General features: G+C 72.3%; 4 protein-coding genes. All 4 read left to right on the forward strand.

Annotated features, from left to right (window positions below; all coding sequences use genetic code 11):
• On the forward strand, positions 1-274 hold a 274-nt coding region (locus tag IJH84_RS06545), incomplete at its 5' end, for a thiamine pyrophosphate-dependent enzyme (protein WP_295141505.1).
• 13 nt (positions 275-287) lie between these two features.
• Positions 288-1310, forward strand: coding sequence for an alpha-ketoacid dehydrogenase subunit beta (locus IJH84_RS06550; protein WP_200072501.1), 1023 nt, complete (start codon positions 288-290; stop codon positions 1308-1310).
• Positions 1307-2401, forward strand: a complete 1095-nt coding sequence (locus IJH84_RS06555; RefSeq protein WP_200072500.1) for an acetoin dehydrogenase dihydrolipoyllysine-residue acetyltransferase subunit — start codon at positions 1307-1309, stop codon at positions 2399-2401. Before IJH84_RS06550 ends, IJH84_RS06555 begins: the two co-directional genes overlap by 4 nt.
• 142 nt (positions 2402-2543) lie before the next feature.
• The coding region (locus tag IJH84_RS06560) for a GAF domain-containing protein (protein WP_295141512.1) at positions 2544-3544 on the forward strand (1001 nt) is incomplete at its 3' end.

Here is a 3544-nt window from a genome sequence, read left to right on the forward strand (position 1 = left end):
GCTGCTGGAAGTGAAGTTCACCCGCTACTACGGGCACTTCGAAGGCGACGGGCAGGCGTACCGGGCCGGTGAGGTCGCCGAGGCGAAGAAGCACTCCGATTGCCTGCTGCGGTTCCGCGAGCACGTGCTCGGCCAGGCCCTGCTGGCCGGATCGGCACTGGACGCGGTGGATTCCGAGGTGGCGGCCCTGATCGAGGACTCGGTCACAGCGGCCCGCTCGGCGCCGAAACCGACCGCGGCGGAGCTCACCACCGACGTCTACGTCTCGTACTGAAGGAGGCCCGCACATGGCACGCACGATCAACTACCGCGAAGCGATCAGCGAGGCGTTGCTGCAGGAGATGCGCCGCGACGAGCGGGTCGTGGTGATGGGCGAGGACAACGCAGGTGGCGCGGGCGCGCCGGGCGCCGACGACGCCTGGGGCGGAGTGATGGGGGTGACCAAGGGGCTGTTCGACCAGTTCCCCGGCCGGGTGCTGGACACCCCGATCACCGAGTCGGCGTTCGTCGGTGCCGCGATCGGCGCGGCCACCCGCGGGCTGCGGCCGGTGGCGGAGCTGATGTTCATCGACTTCCTGGGCGTGTGCTTCGACCAGATCTACAACCAGGCGGCGAAGTTCCGCTACATGTTCGGCGGCAAGGCGGTCACGCCGGTGACCATCCGCACCATGTACGGCGCCGGGCTGCGCGCGGCGGCGCAGCACTCCCAGGCGCTGTACTCGATCTTCACCCACATCCCGGGGTTGAAGGTGGCGGTGCCGTCCTCGCCGTACGACGCCAAGGGGTTGATGACCGCGGCGATCCGCGACGACGACCCGGTGATCTTCTGCGAGCACAAGGCGATGTACGAGGTCTCCGGTGAGGTGCCGGAGGACAGCTACGCGCTGCCGTTCGGCGAAGCGAACGTCGTGCGCGAGGGCGAGGACGTCACGGTGGTGGCGATCGGGCGGATGGTGCAGGTCGCCGAGCAGGCCGCCGACCAGCTCGCGGGCGACGGCATCTCCTGCGACGTGCTGGATCCGCGCACGATCAGCCCGCTGGACACCGACACGATCTTGGAGAGCGTGGAGTCCACCGGCCGGCTGGTGGTGGTCGACGAGGCCACGCCGCGCTGCAGCGTGGCCGCCGACATCTCCGCGACGGTGGCCAAGGAGGCGTTCGGGGCGTTGCGGGCGCCGATCGAGATGGTCACCGCCCCGCACACGCCGGTGCCGTTCAGCGACGCGCTGGAAGACCTCTACGTCCCGGACGCGCAACGGGTCGCCAACGCCGTCAAAACCACCGCGAGCTACGAGGGGAGCCGTGCATGAGCGAGATCCAGCGGGTGGTCATGCCCAAGTGGGGCCTGTCGATGAGCCAGGGCAAGATCACCGAGTGGCTGGTGGCCGAGGGCGATTCGGTCCGCGACGGCATGGACCTCGCCGAGATCGAAACCGACAAGATCGCAGGCACTCTGGAGTCCACTCAGGACGGTGTGCTGCGCGCGATCGTGGCCGAGGCCGGCCAGGACGTGCCGGTCAGCGGCACGATCGCGATCGTGGCCCCGGCCGAGGTCGGCGCCGAGGAGATCGACGCGGCGGTCACCGAGGCGCGCGAGCAGCTGGCGTCCGGGGAGGTCGCCGAGGAGACCGGGCCGCGCATCGACACCGTCGAGGTCGGCGGCCGCAAGATCGCCGCGGCCGTGCTCGGGGACGCACCCGAGCCGGTGGTGCTGGTGCACGGCTACGGCGGGGACAAGAACTCGTGGCTGTTCGTGCAGGAGCCGCTCTCGGCGCGGGCCACGGTGCACGCGATCGACCTGCCCGGGCACGGCGAGTCGGTCAAGGACGTCGGCGATGCCGGGCTGTCCACGCTGGCCGATGTGGTGCTGGGCTACCTGGACGCGCGCGGCATCGGCAGTGCGCACGTGGTCGGGCATTCGCTCGGCGGGGCGGTGGCCGCGCAGCTCGCGGCCACCGCGGGGCAGCGGGTCAGTTCGCTGACACTGGTCGCCCCGGCCGGGTTCACCGCCGGCATCGACGCGGAGTTCCTGCGCTCGTTCGCGGCGGCCAACTCGCGGCGCGAGCTCAAACCGCAGGTGGCGAAGCTGTTCGCGGACCCGGAGCAGGTCACCCGGCGGCTGGTCGACGACCTGCTGAAGTACAAGCGCCTCGACGGGGTCACCGCGGCGCTGGAGGCGCTGCAGGCCACGCTGCTCGACGGTGACAGCCAGGCCATCGACACCGCCGGGCTGCTGGCTTCGGTGCAGGCACCGGTCACGGTGCTGTGGGGCCGCGACGACGCGATCCTGCCGGTGCCGCAACAGGATTCGGTGCGGGTGGTCGACGCGGCCGGGCACATGCTGCACATGGAAAACCCGGGCGAAGTCCGCGACGCCGTGCTGGCGCACCTGCCGGGCTGAGCAATCCGCACTCGGGGCCCGGCCGCTTCCCCGCGGCCGGGCCCCGCTGCTGCGCGGCCGGGCACCGAAGTGAAAGCCCGCGCACGGTTTACCGCCGCGGTGTGGCGCAGCACACTGGGGCGAATGCGTGAGGAGCGAACCCGTGCGCACTGACGAGAGCACCGACGCCTTGGAAACCGCCGTCCCGGCAGGTGCCGACCCCCGGGGCTACGCCCGCGAACTAGCCCGGATGCACGCCGACGCGTTCTCCGGCAACCGCCCGCGACGCCGCCCCCGCCGGGTGATCGGCAATTCTTGGAAGCGGCTGCTGGGCGCGGGCATGGACCCCGACCGTGCGCGGCAGGTGCGGCTGCTCGACGAAGGCGAGCTGACCCTGCGCCGCGAACGGTTCCGGCTGCCGGAGCTGCTGGAAACGCTGCGGGCGAGTCTGGCCGCGATCGCCGAGCAGTCGGCCACGATCATGGTGCTGGCCGACGGCGACGGGCGGGTGCTGTGGCGCGAGGGCAGCCCGCAGGTGCGCAAGCAGGCCGACCGGCTCGGCTTCGTGCCCGGCTCGGACTGGGCCGAGCGCACCGTGGGCACCAACGCGATCGGCACCGCGCTGGTGGTGCGCCACCCGGTGCAGGTGTATTCGGCCGAGCACTTCCTGCGCAGCCACCACCCGTGGACGTGCGCGGCCGCGCCCCTGCACGACCCCCGCGACGGGAGGCTCCTCGGCGCGGTCGACGTCAGCGGGCCGGCCGACACCGTGCACCCCAGCACCCTGGCCCTGGTCCACGCGGTCGCCGGCCTGGCCAAAGCACGCCTGTGGGAGCAGCACCGCGCCCACCTGGACCGGCTGCGCGCCGTCGGCACCCCCATGCTCGCCAAGCTGAACGGGCACGCGCTGGTGATCGACCACACCGGGTGGGTCGCCGCCTCCACCGGGCTCCCCCCGATCGACCGGGTGGCCCTGCCGGCCGACCTCGACCAGCCCCGCATCTGGCTGCCCGCGTTCGGGACCTGCCTGGTCGAGCCGCTGCCCGGCGGGATGCTGCTGCGCCTGTGCGGTGACGTTCCCACCACCAGCACCCGGGTGGTCCTCGACCTCCGGCGGCCCGGCCGCCCGACCCTGACCGTGCACCGGGAGTCGGCCAGCTGGAC

Source organism: Saccharopolyspora sp. (assembly GCF_017434145.1).
Lineage (GTDB): Bacteria > Actinomycetota > Actinomycetes > Mycobacteriales > Pseudonocardiaceae > Saccharopolyspora_C > Saccharopolyspora_C galaxeae.